The following is a 20,537-nucleotide window of genomic DNA, read 5'->3' as shown; positions in this document are numbered from 1 at the left end:
GGTCAGTGCCCCATCCTGAAGTCGTCGGCCACGCCTGCCGCCGGGTAGTGAAAGCGCACCGGGCCGTCCGCCGCGGCATCGACGAACTGGCGCACCAGCGGGTCGCGGGAAGCACGCATCTCGCTGGGCGTGCCCTGGGCGGCGATGCGGCCGTTGGCCAGGAAAATCACGTGGTCGGCGATCAGGAAGGTCTCGTCCACATCATGTGAAACGACGATGCTGGTGACGCCCAGGGCCTGGTTGAGGTCGCGGATCAGGCGGGCGGCGACGCCCATCGAGATCGGGTCCAGGCCGGCGAAGGGCTCGTCATACATGATGAGGTCCGGATCCAGCGCGATGGCACGGGCCAGGGCCACCCGGCGCGCCATGCCGCCGGAAATCTCGCTGGGCATCAGGTCGCGGGCACCGCGCAGGCCGACAGCGTTGAGCTTCATCAGCACCAGGTCGCGGATCATGGTGGCGCTCAGCCGGGTGTGCTCACGCAGCGGGAAGGCCACATTGTCGAAGACCGACAGGTCGGTGAACAAGGCGCCGAACTGGAACAGCATGCCCATGCGGTGGCGCGCAGCGTAAAGCTGGTCGCGGTCCATCGCGCCGAGGTCGGCACCGTCGAACAGCACTTGCCCGGCCTGGGGCGCCACCTGCCGGCCGATGAGCCGCAGCACGGTGGTCTTGCCACCGCCGGAGGTGCCCATCAGGGCCACCACCTTGCCGCGCGGCACCGTCAGGCTCACATCCTGCAGGATCAGCCGGTCACCATAGCCGAAGGTCACCCCACGCAGCTCGACGAGCGGCGTGGCCGGCGGTTGCAGGGTGAAAGGAGGCGACATCGGCGGCAGTCGGAAAAAAAAAGCCGGCGCCTTGGCGCACCGGCGGTCCGATGATAGGGGAAAACACCGGGGCCTTCCCGTGTACCCCCCTGGAGGGGGCATATCGCGCGCGAAGCAAATGTTGCGCCCAGCCCACGTTTGAGCCCCGGGAACAACAGCGCCGCCCGGAGGCGGCGGCGTCCGCGGGGCCACGGCAGGCCCCGCCCTGCAGGCCCGCTTGCTCAGCGGGGCAGATCGCTCGCGCCCATCAGGAACTCGTCGATCGAGCGAGCCGCCTGGCGGCCTTCGCGGATCGCCCACACCACCAGCGACTGGCCACGGCGCATGTCACCCGCCGCGAAGACCTTGGGCACGCTGGTCTGGTAGCCCCCCAGGAAGTCGGTACTCGCCCTCGCATTGCCACGGGCGTCCTTGTCAACGCCAAAGGTGTCGAGCACCGACGCGACCGGGCTGACGAAGCCCATGGCCAGCAGCACCAGGTCGGCCTTCAGCACCTGCTCCGAGCCGGGCACCTCGACCATCTTGCCGTCCTTCCATTCCACGCGGGCGGTGCGGATGCCGGTGACCTTGCCGTTCTCGCCGATGAACTCCTTGGTGGCGATGGCGAACTCGCGCTCGCAGCCTTCCTCGTGGCTGGAGGAGGTGCGCAGCTTGTAGGGCCAGTAGGGCCAGGTCAGCGCCTTGTTCTCTTCCTCGGGCGGCATCGGCATCAGCTCGAACTGCGTCACGCTCTTGGCGCCGTGGCGGTTCGAGGTGCCAACGCAATCGCTGCCGGTGTCGCCACCGCCGATCACGATGACATGCTTGCCTTCGGCGCGGATCTGGTCCTTCAGTTTGTCACCGGCATTGATCTTGTTCTGCTGCGGCAGGAACTCCATCGCGAAGTGCACGCCCGCCAGCTCGCGACCCGGCGCGGGCAGGTCGCGCGGCTGCTCGGCGCCACCGGCCAGCAGCACCGCGTCAAAGTCCTTGGCCAGTTGCTCGGGCGAGATGCTTTCCTTGGCCCAGTTGGTGACCTTCGAACCCTCGGGCATCTTGCCCACCAGCACGCCCGTGCGGAACTGCACGCCCTCGGCCTCCATCTGCTTGATGCGCCGGTCGATGTGCGACTTCTCCATCTTGAAGTCGGGAATGCCGTAGCGCAGCAGGCCGCCGAGCCGGTCGTTCTTCTCGAACACGACCACCTCGTGGCCGGCGCGGGCCAGCTGCTGTGCGGCCGCCAGCCCGGCGGGGCCGGAGCCGACCACCGCCACCTTCTTGCCGCTCTTGAACTTGGGCGGCTGCGGCGCCACCCAGCCCTCGGACCAGGCACGGTCGATGATGGCGCGCTCGATCGACTTGATGCCGACCGGCTCGTCATTGAAGTTCAGCGTGCAGGCCGCCTCGCAGGGCGCGGGGCAGATGCGGCCGGTGAACTCCGGGAAGTTGTTGGTCGAGTGCAGCACCTCGATCGCGCTGCGCCACTCGTTGCGGTACACCAGGTCGTTGAAGTCCGGGATGATGTTGTTGACCGGGCAGCCGTTATTGCAGAACGGAATGCCGCAGTCCATGCAGCGGGCGCCCTGCACCCGTGCGTCCTCTTCCTTCAGGCCGATGACGAATTCTTTGTAGTGCTTCAGGCGGGTCGGGGCGGCCTCGTAGCCTTCCTCGACGCGCTCGTACTCCATGAAGCCGGTGACTTTACCCATTTCTTAACTCCTCGCTCGCTCGTGCTCAGGCCTTGGCCTTGGACTTGGCGGCCTTCTCCGGACCCTTGGCCTTCGCGATGGTCACGTCGGCTTCCTTGCGGGCATTGATCTCGCCCAGCGCGCGCTTGTACTCGTGCGGGAACACCTTGACGAAGCGGGTGCGTGCCTCGCTCCAGCGGTCCAGGATCTCGCGTGCACGCAGCGAGCCGGTCCAGCGGTGATGTTCCTCGACCAGCTTGCGCAACAGCGCCTCGTCGGTCTGGCCCTGATGCCAGGTGGCAGGGTCGACGGACGCCTCCTGCTCCTTGGCCGGCAGCACCTTCTCGAGCGCCACCATCGAGGTATTGCAACGCTCGCCAAAGCGGCCGTCCTCGTCATACACATAGGCCACGCCGCCGGACATGCCGGCCGCGAAGTTGCGACCGGTCTTGCCCAGCACCACGACGGTGCCGCCGGTCATGTACTCGCAGCCGTGGTCGCCGGTGCCTTCCACCACCGCGGTGGCGCCCGACAGGCGCACCGCGAAGCGCTCGCCCGCCACGCCGCGGAAGAAAGCCTCACCGCTGGTGGCGCCGTACAGCACGGTGTTGCCGACGATGATGTTCTGCGTGGCGTCACCGCGGAAGTCGATGCTCGGGCGCACCACCACCCGGCCGCCGGACAGGCCCTTGCCGGTGTAGTCATTGGCGTCGCCGATCAGGTAGAGCGTGACGCCCCTGGCCAGGAAGGCGCCGAAGCTCTGGCCGCCGGTGCCCTCCATCTGGATGCGCAGCGTGTCGTCCGGCAGGCCTTCGGGATGACGCTTGACCACCTCGCCGGACAGCATCGCGCCGACGGTGCGGTTGACGTTGCGCGCGGTCTCGATGAACTGCACTTTCTCGCCCTTCTCCAGCGCGGCGCGCGACTTCTCGATCAGCTTGACGTCGAGCGCATGCTCCAGGCCGTGGTCCTGGCTCTCGGTGTGCAGGCGCGCCACCTCCGGCGGCAGGGCCGGCTGGTGGAAGACGCGGCTGAAGTCCAGGCCCTTGGCCTTCCAGTGCTCGATGCCCTTCTTCATGTCGAGCAGGTCGGCGCGGCCGATCAGCTCGTCGAACTTGCGGATGCCCAGCTGCGCCATGATCTGGCGCGCTTCCTCGGCGATGAAGAAGAAGAAGTTGACGACATGCTCGGGCTTGCCCTGGAACTTCTTGCGCAGCACCGGGTCCTGCGTGGCCACGCCCACCGGGCAGGTGTTGAGGTGGCACTTGCGCATCATGATGCAGCCCTCGACGACCAGCGGCGCGGTGGCGAAGCCGAACTCGTCGGCACCCAGCAGCGCGCCGATGACCACGTCGCGGCCGGTCTTCATCTGGCCGTCGGCCTGCAGGCGGATGCGTGAGCGCAGGCGGTTGAGCAGCAGGGTCTGCTGGGTCTCGGCCAGGCCCAGCTCCCACGGCGTGCCGGCGTGCTTGATGGACGACCACGGCGAGGCGCCGGTGCCACCGTCATGGCCGGCGATCACGATGTGGTCGGCCTTGGCCTTGGCCACGCCGGTGGCGATGGTGCCCACGCCCACCTCGGACACCAGCTTCACCGAGATGTCGGCGCGCGGGTTGACGTTCTTCAGGTCGTGGATCAGCTGGGCCAGGTCCTCGATCGAGTAGATGTCGTGGTGCGGCGGCGGCGAGATCAGGCCGACCCCCGGCACCGAGTAGCGCAGGAAGCCGATGTAGTCGGACACCTTGCCGCCGGGCAGCTGCCCGCCTTCGCCGGGCTTGGCGCCCTGGGCCATCTTGATCTGGATCTGGTCGGCCGAGACCAGGTATTCGGTCGTGACGCCGAAGCGGCCGGACGCCACCTGCTTGATCTTGGAGCGCAGCGAGTCGCCGTCCTTCAGCTCGTAGTCGGCCTCGATGACCTTGGTGCCGACGACGTCGGACACCTTGGTGCCCTGCTTGATGGGGATGCCCTTCAGCTCGTTGCGGTAGCGGGCCGGGTCTTCGCCGCCTTCGCCGGTGTTGGACTTGCCGCCGATGCGGTTCATCGCGATGGCGAGCGTGGAATGCGCCTCGGTCGAGATGGAGCCGAGCGACATCGCGCCGGTGGCGAAGCGCTTGACGATCTCGGCCGCCGGCTCGACCTCCTCGACCGGGATCGCCTTGGCCGGGTCGACCCGGAACTCGAACAACCCGCGCAGCGTCATGTGGCGGCGCGACTGGTCATTGATGATCTGGGCGTATTCCTTGTAGGTGTCGAACTTGTTGGCGCGCGCGCTGTGCTGCAGCTTGGCGATCGCATCAGGCGTCCACATGTGCTCTTCGCCGCGCGTGCGCCAGGCGTATTCGCCACCGGCGTCCAGCATGGTCTGCAGCACCGGGTCGTCGCCGAAGGCGGCACGGTGCATGCGGATGGCTTCCTCCGCCACCTCGAACACGCCGACCCCGCCGACCTGCGACGCCGTGCCGCGGAAGTACTTCTCGATCAGGTTGCGGTCCAGGCCGATGGCTTCAAAGATCTGCGCGCCGCAATAGGACATGTAGGTCGAGATGCCCATCTTGGACATGATCTTCGACAGCCCCTTGCCGATCGCCTTCACGTAGTTGTAGATCGCCTTCTCGGCGCTCAGGTCGCCCGGCAGCTCCTTGTGCAGCGCCGCCAGGGTCTCCATCGCCAGGTAGGGGTGCACGGCTTCGGCGCCGTAGCCGGCCAACACCGCGAAGTGGTGCACCTCGCGGGCCGAGCCGGTTTCCACCACCAGGCCGGCGGTGGTGCGCAGGCCCTCGCGCACCAGGTGCTGGTGGATGGCCGACAGCGCCAGCACCGCGGGGATCGCCACATGCAGGCGGTCCATGCGGCGGTCGGTGATGATCAGGATGTTGTGGCCGCTCTTGATGGCGTCGACCGCCTCGGCGCACAGCGAGGCAAGCTTGGCCTCCACCCCCTCATGACCCCAGGCCAGCGGGTAGGTGATGTTCAGCTCGTAGCTCTTGAACTTGCCGCCGGTGGGCCGCTCGACCTCGCGCAGGCGGGCCATGTCGTCGAAGTCCAGGATGGGCTGCGACACTTCCAGGCGCATCGGCGGGTTGACCGCGTTGATGTCCAGCAGGTTCGGCTTGGGGCCGATGAAGGACACCAGCGACATCACGATCGCCTCGCGTATCGGGTCGATCGGCGGGTTGGTGACTTGCGCGAACAGCTGCTTGAAGTAGTTGTAGAGCGGCTTGTCCTTGGACGACAGCACCGCCAGCGGCGAGTCGTTGCCCATCGAGCCAATGCCCTCCTCGCCGGCCTGGGCCATCGGGCTGAGCAGGAACTTCAGGTCTTCCTGGGTGTAGCCGAAGGCCTGCTGGCGGTCGAGCAGCGATTCGGTGAACGCCGCCGGCGCAGCGTTGACCTCGATGCTGTCCAGCCGGATGCGCACGTTCTCGATCCATTGCCGGTAAGGCTTGGCGGAGGCGTAGAGGTTCTTCAGCTCCTCGTCGTCGACGATGCGGCCCTGCTCGAAGTCGATCAGGAACATCTTGCCGGGCTGCAGGCGCCACTTCTTGACGATCTTGTTCTCGGGGATCGGCAGCACGCCCGATTCGGAGGCCATCACCACCACGTCGTCGTCGGTGACGATGTAGCGGGCCGGGCGCAGGCCGTTGCGGTCGAGCGTGGCGCCGATCTGGCGGCCGTCGGTGAAGACCATCGCGGCCGGGCCGTCCCACGGCTCCAGCATGGCGGCGTGGTATTCATAGAAGGCACGGCGGCGCTGGTCCATCGTGCTGTGCTGCTCCCAGGCTTCCGGGATCATCATCATCGCGGCATGGGCCAGCGGGTAGCCGCTCATCGTGAGCAGCTCCAGCGCGTTGTCGAAGGTGGCGGTGTCGGACTGGCCCTCGAAGCTGATCGGGTAGAGCTTCTGCAGGTCGTCGCCCAGCACCGGCGACTTCATCACGCCCTCGCGGGCGCGCATCCAGTTGAAGTTGCCCTTGACCGTGTTGATTTCCCCGTTGTGCGCGACCATGCGGTAGGGGTGGGCCAGCGGCCACTCGGGGAAGGTGTTGGTCGAGAAGCGCTGGTGCACCAGGGCCAGCGCCGAAGCGACCCGGGCGTCCTTCAGGTCGAGGAAGTACTTGCCGACCTGGTCCGCCAGCAGCAGGCCCTTGTAGATGATGGTGCGGCAGCTCATGCTGGGCACGTAGTACTCGCGGCTGTGCGTCAGCTTGAGCCGCTGGATCGCGCTGGAGGCGGTCTTGCGGATCACGTAGAGCTTACGCTCCAGGGCGTCGGGCACGATGATGTCGGGGCCGCGCCCGATGAAGATCTGCCGCATCACCGGCTCCTTCTCGCGCACGGTGGGCGACATCGGCATCTCGCGGTCGACCGGCACATCACGCCAGCCGAGCAGCACCTGGCCTTCGGCCTTGACGGCCCGCTCCAGTTCCTGCTCGCAGGCCAGGCGCGAGGCATGTTCCTTGGGCAGGAAGATCATGCCGACGCCGTATTCGCCGGGCGGCGGCAACTCCACGCCCTGAGCGGCCATTTCGGCGCGGTAGAACTCGTCGGGGATCTGGATCAGGATGCCGGCGCCATCGCCCATCAGCTTGTCGGCTCCCACCGCGCCGCGATGGTCCAGGTTCTCGAGGATCTTGAGGCCCTGCTCGACGATGCTGTGGGCCTTCTGGCCCTTGATGTGCGCCACGAAACCGACGCCGCAGGCGTCTTTCTCGTTGGCCGGGTCGTACAGGCCGTGCTCGGCCAACGACTGGATTTCTGCAGGGGTCGCAACCCCCAGGGCGGCCTGGTCCATGGCGCACTCCGTCTCATCATCGTTAGGGATAACGCGGGAGGATACCGGGCGCCATTTACAAGTCAAGACAAAACAAATGGGGTCAGACTCGACTTAATCATTCATGACCTCCTTCTGATCTTTAATTGGGGACAGAGTTAAGTCCTTTTTGGGGCGCCCGCGCTTTCTTGGTGCAAGCGGACGATCCGTGGCCTGTGAAAGGGAGGCCGTGAAGCTGGCCGAGCCAAGCGCCCAGCCCTTCCATGTGGCGTCGCCGATCTGCCGGAGTTGCGCGGACGACAGGCCCCGCTCGGCAAGCGCCTGGTACCGCGCCTCACGGTCGAACGGTGTGTTGCCCAAGGCCCAGTACAGCCGGTGCGCGGTCAGGAAGGGCTCGCTGCGTCGTCCCAGGTGGTGGGCATAGCTGCTCCACGGCCATCTGGCAGGGTCGAGGCTCGGGTCGGCCCGCTGTATGGCGGTATCCACGTACAGCATCGTGGCCAGCAAATGCTCTTGAGGATCAAGCACGGTGGCGCGAAAGCGGCCTTCCCACAAGGTGCCCGACCGCCCGCGCACGCGGTTGTGCCAGGCGACATAACGCCGCCCGACCGCCTGCATCATTCGACTCAGCCCGGTGGCGTCGGCCGGGGTGGCCAGCACGTGCACGCCGGTGGGCAGCAGCGCATAGGCATGGATGGCCACCTGGTAGGTCAGCGCCGCATCGCGCAGCGCCTGCAGATAGGCGTGGTAGTCGTCGTCGGTCTCGAAGACGGGTTGGTGGTGGTGTCCCTGCTGGACGAGATGGTGGGGCAGTCCGGGGACCACCAGTCGGGGAAGTCGGGCCAAGATGGTAAGCCGGGTGAAGGCGAAATGGGTCTGACCCCATTTTACAGCCGAAGCCGAAGCCGAAGCCGAAGCCGAAGCCGAAGCCCAAGCCCAAGCCCAAGCCCAAGCCCAAGCCCAAGCCCAAGCCCAAGCCCAAGCCCAAGCCCAAGCCCAAGCCCAAGCCCAAGCCCAAGCCCAAGCCCAAGCCCAAGCCCAAGCCCAAGCCCAAGCCCAAGCCCAAGCCCAAGCCCAAGCCCAAGCCCAAGCCCAAGCCCAAGCCCAAGCCCAAGCCCAAGCCCAAGCCCAAGCCCAAGCCCAAGCCCAAGCCCAAGCCCAAGCCCAAGCCCAAGCCCAAGCCCAAGCCCAAGCCCAAGCCCAAGCCCAAGCCCAAGCCCAAGCCCAAGCCCAAGCCCAAGCCCAAGCCCAAGCCCAAGCCCAAGCCCAAGCCCAAGCCCAAGCCCAAGCCCAAGCCCAAGCCCAAGCCCAAGCCCAAGCCCAAGCCCAAGCCCAAGCCCAAGCCCAAGCCCAAGCCCAAGCCCAAGCCCAAGCCCAAGCCCAAGCCCAAGCCCAAGCCCAAGCCCAAGCCCAAGCCCAAGCCCAAGCCCAAGCCCAAGCCCAAGCCCAAGCCCAAGCCCAAGCCCAAGCCCAAGCCCAAGCCCAAGCCCAAGCCCAAGCCCAAGCCCAAGCCCAAGCCCAAGCCCAAGCCCAAGCCCAAGCCCAAGCCCAAGCCCAAGCCCAAGCCCAAGCCCAAGCCCAAGCCCAAGCCCAAGCCCAAGCCCAAGCCCAAGCCCAAGCCCAAGCCCAAGCCCAAGCCCAAGCCCAAGCCCAAGCCCAAGCCCAAGGGCCAGGCCCAGGCGGACGGCGGGTCAGAACAGCCGCTGGCGGGTCAGGCGCTCGTGCTCGCGAATGGCGAAGCGGTCGGTCATGCCGGCGATGTAGTCAGCCACCGCCCGGTGCAGGCGCGGCGCGCCGGCATAGGCTGGCGGCATCTGGGCCGGGTCGCCAACGTAGGCCTCGAAGAGGTCCTTGACGACCCGCTTGCCGCGGCTGGTGGTGTCGGTGACCTGTGGATGCCGGTAGAGGTTGGCGCGCAGAAAGCGCTTGAGCGCCGCGCCGTCGGCCTGCATCGAGGCGCTGAAGCACAGCAGGGGCGGCAGGCGGCGTGCCTCGTCCGCGCTGGCGGGCTCGTGCTCGGCAAGCCGGGCCCGGGTGCTGGCAATGACGTCGTACACCTGGTCAGACAGCATGCGACGTATGGCCTCGAACAACAGCCGGCGCCCTGTCAGTTGCGGATGTTCGCGGCAGGCCGCAGCTCGGTAGCGGGCGAACAGGTCCACCTCCTCCAGCTGCTCCAGCGTCAGCAGGCCGGAGCGCACGCCGTCGTCGATGTCATGCGCGTTGTAGGCGATCTCGTCCGCCAGGTTGCACAGCTGGGCTTCCAGGCTGGGCTGGGTGCGCTCCAGGAAGCGGGCAGCCACCGGACCGAGCCGCTGCGCGTTTTCACGCGAGCAGTGCTTGAGGATGCCCTCGCGGGTCTCGAAGCTGAGGTTCAGGCCGTCGAAGGCGGGATAGCGCTCTTCCAGCTCATCCACGACCCTCAGGCTCTGGAGGTTGTGCTCGAAGCCGCCATGCTCGCGCATGCAGTCGTTCAGCGCATCCTGGCCCGCATGGCCGAAGGGCGTGTGGCCGAGGTCATGGGCCAACGCGATCGCCTCCACCAGATCCTCGTGCAGCCCCAGGGTTCGAGCCACCGAGCGGCCCAGCTGGGCCACTTCGAGCGAGTGCGTGAGGCGGGTGCGGAACAGGTCGCCCTCGTGGTTGAGGAACACCTGGGTCTTGTAGACCAGCCGCCGGAACGCGGTGCTGTGCACGATGCGGTCACGGTCGCGCTGGTAGTCGTTGCGGGTCGGGGCCGGCGGCTCCGGATGGCGGCGCCCGCGCGACTGTTCGGGACGGCTGGCGTAGGGAGCAAGCATGCGCGGCTGGCGCCTCAGCGTTCGGTGTGGGCCTCGATCACCTGCGCCACCAGCGCATCAGGCGCGCCCCGCATGCCGGCGCGGCCAAGCGCCTCGACGACCACGAAGCGGATCTCCCCGCCCTCGGATTTCTTGTCGACCCGCATCAGCTCGAGATAGCGGCTCGCCGACAAGGCGCGCGGGCCGGCTACCGGCAGCCCGGCGCGCTGGATCAGCCGGCGCATGCGCTCGACGAAGTCGGCGCCCACCAGCCCGAGCCGGGCCGACAGCTCGCTGGCCATGACCATGCCGCAGCCGACCGCTTCGCCGTGCAGCCATTCCCCATAACCGAGGCCGGCCTCGATGGCATGGCCGAAGGTGTGGCCAAAGTTGAGGATCGCGCGCAGCCCGCTTTCCCGTTCGTCCTGCCCCACCACCCAGGCCTTGATCTCGCAGGAACGTTGAACCGCATGCGCCAGCGCCGCCTTGTCGCGCGCCAGCAGCGCGTCGAGGTGCGACTCGATCCAGTCGAGGAAGGACGGGTCCGCAATCGGCCCGTACTTGATGACTTCGGCCAGGCCGGCCGACAGTTCGCGTGGCGGCAGGGTATCGAGCGTGTCCAGGTCGGCCAGCACCCTGAGCGGCTGGTAGAAGGCGCCGATCATGTTCTTGCCGCGCGGGTGGTTGATGGCGGTTTTGCCGCCCACCGAGGAATCGACCTGGGCCAGCAAGGTGGTGGGCAGCTGGACGAAGGGCACGCCGCGCATGTAGCAGGCAGCGGCAAACCCCGTCATGTCGCCGATGACGCCGCCCCCCAGGGCGAACAGCACGGTCTTGCGGTCGCAACCGGCTTCGAGGAGCCGGTCGAAGATGCGGTTCAGGCTGTCCCAGTCCTTGTGCACCTCGCCATCCGGCAGCTGGATCTCCAGCACGCGGGCATAGCGGGCGGAGAGGGCCTGGCGCACCCGCGCGGCATACAGTGGCGCGACGGTCTCGTTGGTGACGATGACGGCACAGGCGGCTGCCGGGAGGCCGGCGTAGCTGGCTTCGTCGCCCAGCAGGCCGGTGCCGATGCGGATGTCGTAGCTGCGGTCGGCCAGGTCGATGGCCACGGAAGCGTGAGGCGTGTGCATGGGCGCCAGTGTAAGCGCGTCCCTGCCGGGCCGGTCAGCGTGCAGGCTGCGCCGGTGGCACCGGCGGCACCGCACCGGAGAGTTCGAGCTGCATCTGGATCAGGTTGACCAGGGCGGTCACCGAGGGGCGACCGGTCTCGACGATGAAGTCGGCGCATTCGCGGTAGAGTGGGTCGCGCTGCCCGTGCAGGCTGCGCAGCTTCGCCAGCGGGTCACTCACCTGCAGCAGGGGGCGCTGTGTGTCGTGCCGCAGGCGGCGGAACAGCTCCTCCGGCGTGGAGTAGAGGTAGACCACCACCGCATGCTCTTTCAGCAGGCGCCGGTTGGCCGGGCGGAGCACGGCGCCACCGCCGGTGGAGAGCACGCCGCCGCGCGAGGCAACCTCGGCCAGCACCTGCTCCTCGACGTCGCGGAAGCGATCTTCGCCTTCACGATCGAAAAAGGAGCGGATGGGCTCGCCCAACCGCTCCTCGATGACCGCGTCGCTGTCCACGAAGGGCAAGCCGCAGCGCCGCGCCAGCTGGCGCCCCACCGTGGACTTGCCGCTGCCGGGCAGGCCCACCAGGGCGATCGAGGCGGCCGAGGCGGAAGCGCTCACTGGTGCACGGATGCTGGCGGAAACCTCAATTGCCGCTGGCGGCTTCCTCGGGTGCCTTCGCTTCCAGGGTCATCACCGCGCGGATCAGGGTCTTGCCCCACTTGCCGTCGCAGGTGTTCGGCATGGAGTCCGGAATCGAGAAGCGCTCCTCGGTGGCAGGCCCTGCAGCACAGGCCACAGTGCCGACACCCGGCAGCTTGCTGCCGGACGTGGTGCCGACCACGATGCGATCCACGCCTTCTTCGTAGATGTGGTTGTTGTCCACATCCATGAAGGGCTGGCCGCTGTCCCAGAACGGCTCATTGGCGTCGTACTTGCCATTGCCGTTGGTATCGACGTAGGCCTCTTCGCCTTCCATCCACGCCATCACCGTCACGCCGGTCGGCAGCGTGGTCGGCAACGGCATCCCGGTCAAGATCCCCACACCGCAGCGGGCAAACTTCGACGTGGCGTCGCCAGCCAGTACCACCTTGCAGGTGGAGTTCGCCAGATAGCCGTACTCGACTGCGAACTGAACCGTGGAACCAACACCAGCCGGCAGGCCCGCGGTATCGCCGATGGTGATGTTGAGGGTCGTCTCTTCCTGCTTGTTGTACCAATTCAGGTCGACGTCCTCGGCCGCGATGGTGAAGTTGCGCTGCGACGGCTGCGCATTGCTCACCGGAATGGCGTCGTTGTCGCCCTTGTTGTTTTCGCCGAAGGGGTTGGAGCCCGCACTGCCTCCGCCACCACCGCAAGCTGCCAGCGCAGCCAGCGCTGCCGCTGCCACGGCCAACTTCATCAACTTCATTTCAAACACCCTCAGATTGTCTTATCGATTGCAGAGCCCACGCCGCCTCAGCGAACCGCCGTGCGGTCCGAGATGACGCGCGGCGTCAGGAAGACCAGCAGCTCGGTCTTGTCCGCGACACGGCCCTTGGTCTTGAACAGGTGGCCCAGCACTGGTACGTCACCGAGCAGCGGCACCTTGCTTTCCTCGTCACGCTCTTCCTGCTCGAAGATGCCACCGATCACCACCGTGCCGCCATTCTCGATCAGGACCTGCGTCTGCACGTGCTTGGTGTTGATCGCCAGGCCGGCCGGGGTGGTCTGGCCCACGCTGTCCTTGTTGATGTCGACGTCCAGGATGATGTTGCCTTCCGGCGTGATCTGGGGCGTGACTTCCAGCTTCAGGTTGGCCTTGCGCCAGGCGATCGAGGTCGCGCCGCTGGAGGTGGCCACCTGGTAGGGCAGCTCGGTGCCCTGCTCGATCAGCGCCTTCACCTGGTCGGCCGTGATCACCCGCGGGCTGGACACCACCTTGCCCTTGCGGTCGGCTTCCAGGGCCGACAGTTCCAGATTCAGGAAACGGTTGGCCGAGGAACTGAACAGGGACAGGGCGAAGCTGGCCGGGTTGGTGCCCGAGACCGCCTGTGCCGGCAAGTTCACGAAGTAGGTGTTCGGCACATAGCTGCCACCCGTTTTCTCGGCCTGCACCGTCTGCTCGCCGACGCCCATGTAGGTGCCGGTCACCGCGACGCGGCTGTCGCCGCTGCCGACACCCCAGCCCGGGGTGCCGCCGCGGATGCCGCGCAGGTCGGCCGAGCCCAGCCGCACGCCGAGCTGGCGGCCGAAGTTGTCATTGGCCTCGACGATGCGCGCCTCGATCATCACCTGGCGCACCGGGATGTCGATCTTGCTGATCAGCTGCTGCACCTCCTCCAGCTTGGAGGGGATGTCGGTCACGAAGATCTGGTTGGTCCGGGCTTCGAAGATCACGCTGCCGCGCGGGGTCAGCATCGGCTTGGCATTGGAGATGCCGCCCGTCTGGCCCAGCAGGCCCTTGGTGACTTCCTCGGCCTTGGTGTAGTTCAGCTGGAAGCTCTGCGTGCGCAGCGGCTCGAGCTGGGTCACCTGTTGCTTGGCCTCGAGGTCGAGCTTCTCCTTGGTGGCGATCTCGTCCTTCGGCGCAATCCACAGCACGTTGCCGGACTTGCGCATGCCCAGGCCCTTGGCCTGCAGGATGATGTCGAGCGCCTGGTCCCAGGGCACGTCCTTCAGGCGCAGCGTCACATTGCCGGCCACGGTGTCGCTGGTCACCACGTTGAAGTTGGTGAAGTCGGCAATCACCTGCAGCAGCGCGCGCACTTCGATGTTCTGGAAGTTCAGCGACAGCTTCTCGCCCTGGAAGCCGGGGCCTTGCACCAGCTTGTTGGGGTCCTGCTTCTGCGGACGCACTTCCAGCACGAACTGCGTGTCGGTCTGGTAGGCGCTGTGCTCCCAGTTGCCGCGCGGCTCCACGACCATGCGCACCCGGTCGCCCGACTGCGAGGTGGTGACGGTCTGCACCGGCGTGCCGAAGTCGGTCACGTCGAGGCGGCGGCGCAGGTTCTCGGGCAGCGTCGAGCGCAGGAACTCGACCACCAGGCTCTGGCCCTGCTGGCGAATGTCCACGCCCACCTGGTTGTTGGGCAGCTCCACCACGACGCGGCCGGCATTGTCCTGGCCGCGACGGAAGTCGACGTCCTTCAGCGCCAGCTGGTTGCGGTTCATGCTCTCGGCGAAGTGCACCGGCTGCTCGGACTTGGCCTGGGTGCCACTCTGGGCGGCAGCGACGCCACCGTTCTCCAGCACCAGCAGCAGCGTCTTGCCTTGCAGCTGGGCGGTGTAGTTCGAGGCCTGCTTCAGGTTCAGCACCAGGCGGGTGCGCTCACCGGCCTGGGCCACGCTGGCCGAGCGCAGATTGCCCTGGTTCAACTCGATCGAAGAGCGGCCCATGGCGTTGGTCACGCCCGGCAGGTCAATCGCGATGCGCGGGGGCGACTGGATGGTGAAGCCCGACGGCACGGCCGCCAGCGGCTGCGACAACTCGATGCGCACCACCTCGGCGCCCGACTGCTGGCTGCTGTTGATCGACTGGATGGCGTTCTGCGCCCAGGCGAGCACAGGGGCCACCAGCAGCGACAGGCCCAGCGCGGCGCGGCGCAGCGGGTGGGTCTTGGCGTTGATAAACATCTTGTTCATTGCGCGGTCTCCTGAAGCTGGAGGCTGCTGGTGCGTTCGATCCACTCGCCTGCAGCGTCCTGAACAATCTCCCGGAGAGCGACCTCCGTCTCGGTGATTTTGGTGATACGGCCGTAGTTCTGCCCCAGGTGGTCGCCGACCTTCACCTGGTACAACAAGGCATCCACTTTCAGCAAGGCCACTTGCTGCCCCTTGCGGGCCACGGTGCCGACCATGGCCATGCTGTCCAGCGGATAGGCCTCCAGCGGCTCCTTGCGCCGGTTCAGCTCGCCAGCCAGCATGGCATTGGTCTGACGCGCTTCCTGCTTCAGTGCCACGGTGAGCTTCTGCTGGCTGAAAGGCTCCACGCCTTCGGCCGCGGCATAGGGCTGTGGATCAAATTTCTTCGGCGGCTCGATCGGCTTGACGTTGGGCTTGACTTCGCGCTTCTGCTGGTCCATCCAGACCTGAAGCTCTTCCTGCCCACCGTCGCAACCGCCCAGCAGCGCGACGGCAATGAGTGCGCCGGACACGGCCCTTAGACGGACGCTCATTTCTTCTTGCCTCCCTTCGCCTTCTTCGCGTTCGCGGCAGCGGCGCGCTGCGCCTCCAGTTCGGCCTGGTCCAGATAGCGGTAGGTCCGCGCCGTCGCTTCCATGCTCAACACCCCGACACCGCTGTCCTTGGGCGGCGTGGTGATGTTCACGCCATGCAGGGTCACGATGCGCGACAGGTTGGCCACGTCCGCCGTGAAGGCGCCGATGTCGTGGTAGCGGCCCGTCACCCGGATCGAGATCGGCAGCTCGGCGTAATAGTCCTTCACCAGCACCTGGCCCGGCTTGAACAGCTCGAACTGCAGGCCCCGACCCAGGCCGGCCTGGTTGATGTCGGACAGCAGGGCGTCCATCTCGGCCTTGCCCGGCAGCTGCTTCTCCAGCTGCGTCACGTATTCCTGCACCTGCAGGCGCTGCTTGCGCAGCTCTTCCAGGTTGACTGCCTGGGTGAGCTTGTCGCGGTACTCGCCCTTGAGTTGTGGCTCCTTGTTGCGCTCGGCTTCCAGGCGAGCGGTTTCGCCCGAAAGCAGCAGGAACCAGCCGAGCACCACCACCAGCACGGCGGCGACGAGCCAGGCCAGTGCCTTCGGCAGCACCGGCCACTGGCCGGGCTGGTTGGGGTCCAGCCCGCGGAACTGCGAGACGACTTCGTCCGACAGTTCGCTGAAGTTGATGTTGTAAGACTGTTTAGCCATGCCTTGTGCCCTGATCAGGAACGCTTGGGGGCCTTCTTGCCCGCGGCACCACCGGCAGCGGCCGGGTCCTCTTCGCTGCCTTGCGGCCGCTTGAGGGCCACACGCATCGAAAACTCGAACAACCGCTTCTGCTCACGATCCGCGCCCATCACGTTGGTGGCACGGATCTCCACCAGTTCCGGCCGCTCCAGCCATTCGGAGTTGTAGGCCGTGTTGCGCAGCAGCTCGGACACCCGCTCGTTGGTCTGTGCGATGCCGCTGACGGTGACGGCCTGGCCGTCCTGGCGGATCTTGGCCAGGTAGACGCCTTCGGGCGTCTGCTTGACCAGTTCATTGAGCAGGTGGACCGGCATGTTGCGATCCGTCTGCAGGTCTTCGACCGCTTTCTGCCGCGCCTTGAGGGCATCGATCTCGGCACGCAGCGTCGCGATGTCCTTGATCTGCTCGTCGAGCTGGGCGATGGCCTGCTTCAGCGTCTGATTGCGGTCTTCCTGCTCGGAAATTTGCAATTGCAGCAGCGTATACCAGCCGCCGACGACCAAGGCCCCGACGCCGGCGAAGAAGCCGAGCGCAGCGAAAAACGCCTGCTTGCGCCGACGGCGCTTTTCCTCCCGGTGGGGGAGCAGGTTGATCAGGATCATTGCAGGAATCTCCGCATCGCGAGACCACAGGCGGTCAGGTACGAAGGCGCCTCGCGGCGCAGTTTGCTTTCACGCACGCTGGAGCCCAGCTTCATGCCTTCGAAGGGGTTGACCACCATCGAAGCGAAGCCGGTCTGCTCGGTCACGCGCTCCTTCAGGCCGGGCAGCGCCGCGCTGCCGCCTGCCAGCATCACGTAGTGCACCTTGTGGTGCGGCGTGCTGGTGAAGAAGTACTGCAACGCCCGGCCGATCTCCTGCGAGAGGCTGTCGACGAAGGGCATCAGGATCGACTGCTCGTAGTCTTCCGGCAGGTCGTTGGACAGCTTCTTCTGCTCGGCCTCCTCGAACGAGAAGCCGTACTGGCGCGAGATCAGCTGGGTCAGCTGCGAGCCGCCGAAGGCCTGGTCGCGGTCGTACAGCAACTCGTCGTCGCGCAGCACCTTCAGGCTGGTGGTCTCGGCACCGATCTCGAACAGCGCCACCAGCGAGTCACGGCCCTCGTTGGGCAGCGTGGTCACCAGCCGACCCACCGCCAGGCGAGAGGCATAGGACTCGATGTCCAGCACCACCGGCTTGAGCCCGGCAGCCTCGGCCAGACCCTGGCGGTCCTGCACGCGGTCCTTGCGCGATGCGGCAATCAGCACTTCCACGTCGCCAGCGGAAGTGGGGCTCGGGCCGACCACACAAAAGTCCAGACTCACTTCATCGAGCGAGAACGGGATGTACTGGTTGGCTTCGGATTCGACCTGCAGCTCGAGCTCTTCCTCGCGCAGGCCGGCCGGCAACATGATCTTCTTGGTGATGACCGCGGACTGCGGCATCGCCATCGCGACATGCTTGGTGCGGGTGCCGCTCTTCACCACCACGCGGCGCACGGCGTCGGCCACTTCGTCGAACTTCTCGATCTGGCCGTCTGCAATCCAGCCCTTCTCGAAACTTTCCGTCGCAAATCGCTCAACCACGTACTCACCCGCGGCGTTCTGGCCCAACTCCACCAGCTTCACGCTGGACGAGCTGATGTCCAAGCCGACAAGCGGCGCATGCTTGCGGCCCAACAAAACGTCAAGAAAGCTCAAAGGTCCCTCCAACGCGCAAGTAAGTGCGCCGGATTGTTAATAAGTTACTTCAATGCTATCAGTAAACCCTTTGAGCAACAAAGATTTTTTCACGGTTTGGGCGTTTCTTTGACCCTCGAAAAAGGGGTCAAAAACGGCCATTTCGGGACAACCCTGAGGACCCGGATTGGAGCCGAAAGCGCGGTCGCCGCGGCACCCCTGATCGAGGTCTGGGGAGCCGCGGGTCCAATTTCTATAATGCGGCCGACCTCGTTAGGAAACACATGACCGATTCCGAGCGCCCTGCACGACCCTCTTCGGCAGGCACCTCCCTTGCTCCCTGGGCCCGCTGGATGTTCAAGACCTTTGCCTGGATGGCGGGCATCGTGCTGGCCGGCGCCTTCGCCGGGTTGATGGTGGGCGGCATCGCCCTGTCCATCGCCTACCAACACCTTCCGGAGCTCAGCGGCCTGATGGACTACCGGCCCAAGCTGCCGATGCGGGTGTACTCGGAAGACAGCGTGCTGATCGGCGAGTTCGGCGAGGAACGCCGCAAGTTCGTGCCGATCAAGGAGATCCCCAAGGTCATGCAGGACGCGGTGCTGGCCATCGAGGACTCGCGGTTCTACCAGCACAGCGGTGTCGACTACGTGGGCGTGTTGCGGGCCGGGCTGGCCAATTTCACCGAGTCGAGCCGGCAGGGCGCCTCCACCATCACGATGCAGGTGGCGCGCAACTTCTATCTCTCCAGCGAGAAGACCTTCACCCGCAAGATCTACGAGATCCTGCTGGCCCTGGAGATCGAGAGCAAGCTCACCAAGGAGCAGATCCTCGAGCTCTACATGAACCAGATCTACCTCGGCCAGCGCGCCTACGGCTTCGCCGCGGCGAGCGAGACCTACTTCGGCAAGCAGCTCAAGGACATCACGGTGGCCGAGGCGGCCATGCTGGCCGGCCTGCCCAAGGCGCCAGCGGCGTACAACCCGATCGTCAATCCGCCCCGGGCGAAAAAACGACAGCAGTACATCATCCAGCGCATGCTGGAGACCGGCGTGATCACGAAGGAACAGCACGACGAGGCTCGCGCCCAGGAGCTGAAGTACCGGCAGCCGCAGGCGGTGCCGGTGCACGCCGAGTACGTGGCCGAGACCGCGCGCATGCTGATCCACAACCAGTACGGCGCCGAGGCCTACACCCGCGGCCTCAACGTCTACACCACCATCAAGGCGAGCGACCAGGCGGTGGCCTACCGGGCCCTGCGCAAGGGCCTGCTCGACTATGAGCGGCGCCAGGTCTACCGTGGACCGGAGGGCTACATCAACCTGCCCGACGACAGCCATGAGCTCGACACGCGCATTGCCGAAGCCCTGGTGGACCACCCCGACAACGACGAGCTGCGTGCGGCAGTGGCCATCGAGGTGAGCCCCAAGAAGGTGGTGGCGGTGTTGCAGAACGGCGACGATGTGACCATCACCGGTGCCGGGCTCAAGCCGGTCGAATCGGGCCTGTCGCCCAAGGCCAATCCCAAGGTACAGATCCGCCGCGGCGCGGTGATCCGCCTGGTGCAGGGCAGCAAGGGCGAGTGGTCCATCACCCAGCTGCCCGAGGTCGAAGGTGCACTGATCGCGCTCGACCCGCGCAGCGGCGCGATCCGCTCGCTGGTGGGCGGCTTCGACTATGCCAAGAACAAGTTCAACCATGTGACGCAGGCCTGGCGCCAGCCCGGCTCCAGCTTCAAGCCCTTCATCTACTCGGCGGCGCTGGAGAAGGGCTTTTCGCCCGCCACCGTCGTCAACGACGGCCCCTTGTTCTTCAACGCCGGCAGCACCGGCAGCCAGCCCTGGGAGCCGAAGAACTACGACGGCACCTTCGACGGCCCGATGTCGCTGCGGCGCGGGCTGGCCAAGTCCAAGAACATGGTGTCGATCCGCGTGCTGCAGTCCATCGGGCCGGCCTACGGCCAGGAGTGGGCGACCCACTTCGGCTTCGATGCCGACAAGCATCCGGCCTACCTGACGATGGCGCTGGGCGCCGGCTCGGTCACGCCGCTGCAGATGGCGTCGGCGTATGCGGTGTTCGCCAATGGCGGCTACCGCGTCAACCCCTACCTGGTCACCCGCGTCACCGACACCAAGGGCCGCGTGCTGGCAGAGACCGCCCCGCCGCCGCTGCAGGAGTCGATGCGCACGATCGATGCCCGCAACGCCTTCGTGATGGGCAGCATGCTGCAGGACGTGGCCCGCTTCGGCACTGCGGCCAAGGCCCAGGCCACGCTCAAGCGACCCGACATCTACGGCAAGACCGGCACCACCAACGATTCGCTGGACGCCTGGTTCGCCGGCTACCAGCCGACGCTGGTCGGCGTGGTGTGGGTGGGCTACGACACGCCGCGCAAGCTGGGCAGCCGGGAGACCGGTGGTGGCCTGTCGCTGCCGATCTGGATCGACTACATGGCACATGCGCTGAAGGGCGTGCCGGTGCAGGAGCCGACCCCGCCGGAAGGCCTGGTGCACCTGGGTGGCGAGTGGTTCTACGAGGAGTTCACGCGGGGCGCCGGCGTCAGCAGCCTGGGCCTGGATGACCCGGCGCCGCCGGCCACCAGCGAAGACGAGCGCCGCAGCATCCTGGACCTGTTCCGCAACTGAGCGCGGCCGCCCCCCCTGCCGGGCGGCTGTGCGCCGGCGGGACGAGGAAGGCAGCGTCTCGCCCAAGCCAGCCAACATGGAGCCGAACCGCGGAGCCCGGCAGTGGCCCGGCCTCACCTCACCTCACCTCACCTCACCTCACCTCACCTCACCTCACCTCACTTCACCTCACCTCACCGGGAG

The 20,537-nt window shown here is 66.6% G+C and carries 14 protein-coding genes; 1 reads left to right on the top strand and 13 read right to left on the bottom strand.

Features of this window, described 5'->3' with window-relative positions:
* Positions 1-2: 2 nt before the first annotated feature.
* The 13 genes from N7L95_RS19300 to N7L95_RS19240 all read right to left on the bottom strand — a co-directional run bounded on the left by N7L95_RS19300 (position 3) and on the right by N7L95_RS19240 (position 17,730).
* On the bottom strand, positions 3-830 hold the full coding sequence (locus N7L95_RS19300) for an ABC transporter ATP-binding protein (protein ID WP_301256876.1): 828 nt from the start codon (positions 828-830) through the stop codon (positions 3-5).
* A 221-nt stretch (positions 831-1,051) separates the two neighbouring features.
* Complete coding sequence (locus N7L95_RS19295) at positions 1,052-2,518, bottom strand: glutamate synthase subunit beta (protein WP_301256875.1); 1,467 nt, start codon at positions 2,516-2,518, stop codon at positions 1,052-1,054.
* A gap of 25 nt (positions 2,519-2,543) precedes the next feature.
* Positions 2,544-7,292 (bottom strand): glutamate synthase-related protein, encoded by a 4,749-nt coding sequence (locus N7L95_RS19290; RefSeq protein WP_301256874.1) that lies wholly within the window; start codon positions 7,290-7,292, stop codon positions 2,544-2,546.
* Positions 7,293-7,385: 93 nt separating this feature from the next.
* Entirely contained in the window at positions 7,386-8,117 is a 732-nt protein-coding gene (locus N7L95_RS19285) for a transposase (RefSeq protein ID WP_301256873.1), read from the bottom strand.
* A gap of 845 nt (positions 8,118-8,962) precedes the next feature.
* A complete protein-coding gene (locus tag N7L95_RS19280) occupies positions 8,963-10,072 on the bottom strand; it encodes a deoxyguanosinetriphosphate triphosphohydrolase (RefSeq protein ID WP_301256872.1) in 1,110 nt (369 codons plus the stop codon).
* A gap of 14 nt (positions 10,073-10,086) precedes the next feature.
* Entirely contained in the window at positions 10,087-11,184 is a 1,098-nt protein-coding gene (gene aroB / locus N7L95_RS19275; protein ID WP_301256871.1) for a 3-dehydroquinate synthase, read from the bottom strand.
* A 34-nt stretch (positions 11,185-11,218) separates the two neighbouring features.
* Entirely contained in the window at positions 11,219-11,782 is a 564-nt protein-coding gene (locus N7L95_RS19270; RefSeq protein ID WP_301256870.1) for a shikimate kinase, read from the bottom strand.
* 25 nt (positions 11,783-11,807) lie between these two features.
* Positions 11,808-12,572 carry a hypothetical protein gene (locus tag N7L95_RS19265; protein WP_301256869.1) on the bottom strand — a complete coding sequence of 255 codons (765 nt, stop codon included), beginning with the start codon at positions 12,570-12,572 and terminating at the stop codon, positions 11,808-11,810.
* Between the two features lie 47 nt (positions 12,573-12,619).
* Positions 12,620-14,776 carry a type IV pilus secretin PilQ gene (locus N7L95_RS19260; RefSeq protein ID WP_301260186.1) on the bottom strand — a complete coding sequence of 719 codons (2,157 nt, stop codon included), beginning with the start codon at positions 14,774-14,776 and terminating at the stop codon, positions 12,620-12,622.
* 5 nt (positions 14,777-14,781) lie between these two features.
* Positions 14,782-15,318, bottom strand: coding sequence for a pilus assembly protein PilP (locus tag N7L95_RS19255; protein ID WP_301256868.1), 537 nt, complete (start codon positions 15,316-15,318; stop codon positions 14,782-14,784).
* Positions 15,315-16,013, bottom strand: coding sequence for a type IV pilus inner membrane component PilO (locus N7L95_RS19250; protein WP_301256867.1), 699 nt, complete (start codon positions 16,011-16,013; stop codon positions 15,315-15,317). Before N7L95_RS19250 ends, N7L95_RS19255 begins: the two co-directional genes overlap by 4 nt.
* 14 nt (positions 16,014-16,027) lie before the next feature.
* Positions 16,028-16,654 (bottom strand): PilN domain-containing protein, encoded by a 627-nt coding sequence (locus N7L95_RS19245; protein ID WP_301256866.1) that lies wholly within the window; start codon positions 16,652-16,654, stop codon positions 16,028-16,030.
* A complete protein-coding gene (locus tag N7L95_RS19240; protein WP_301256865.1) occupies positions 16,651-17,730 on the bottom strand; it encodes a pilus assembly protein PilM in 1,080 nt (359 codons plus the stop codon). The genes N7L95_RS19245 and N7L95_RS19240 overlap by 4 nt, the downstream gene beginning before the upstream one ends.
* A gap of 263 nt (positions 17,731-17,993) precedes the next feature.
* On the opposite strand from N7L95_RS19240, the gene N7L95_RS19235 reads away from it, so the two are divergent.
* Positions 17,994-20,354 carry a penicillin-binding protein 1A gene (locus N7L95_RS19235; RefSeq protein WP_435870030.1) on the top strand — a complete coding sequence of 787 codons (2,361 nt, stop codon included), beginning with the start codon at positions 17,994-17,996 and terminating at the stop codon, positions 20,352-20,354.
* Positions 20,355-20,537: the final 183 nt, after the last annotated feature.

The sequence above is a fragment of the Eleftheria terrae genome (assembly GCF_030419005.1).
GTDB classification, from domain to species: domain Bacteria; phylum Pseudomonadota; class Gammaproteobacteria; order Burkholderiales; family Burkholderiaceae_C; genus Caldimonas; species Caldimonas terrae.
This window is presented reverse-complemented; position numbering and strand designations above follow the sequence as displayed.